2 tRNA genes are annotated in these 388 nt (G+C 41.2%); both read left to right on the forward strand.

Going from position 1 to position 388, the window contains the following annotated elements:
* Positions 1-165: 165 nt before the first annotated feature.
* Positions 166-242 (forward strand) — tRNA-Ile (locus tag BSAG_RS14890).
* A 69-nt stretch (positions 243-311) separates the two neighbouring features.
* Positions 312-385, forward strand: a tRNA-Ala gene (locus BSAG_RS14885).
* Positions 386-388: the final 3 nt, after the last annotated feature.

Raw genomic sequence — 388 nt, forward strand, 5'->3', positions numbered from 1 at the left:
CTGTCACAACCGTGACAGCCACTTATAGACTTTAAAGGTTCTGTTTTTTGTACTACTGGTACTTGTTTATTTATAAATATAGATCAACCATCTATAGTATTATAGATAGAGATAAACAAGAGAAAAAAGAAGCCGAGTCTAACATCAGGTAGACAAGGTTGAACTAGTCCTATAGCTCAGTTGGTTAGAGCGCTACACTGATAATGTAGAGGTCGGCAGTTCAACTCTGCCTGGGACTACCAAGCTCAAGAACGAGGAATAGTGACAGCTAAAAGCTAAAAACTAAAAACAACATTCTTGAACAACCTCTTGGGGGATTAGCTCAGCTGGCTAGAGCATCTGCCTTGCACGCAGAGGGTCAACGGTTCGAATCCGTTATTCTCCACTC

It is taken from the genome of Bacteroides sp. D1, assembly GCF_000157095.2.
Taxonomy (GTDB): Bacteria; Bacteroidota; Bacteroidia; order Bacteroidales; family Bacteroidaceae; genus Bacteroides; species Bacteroides xylanisolvens.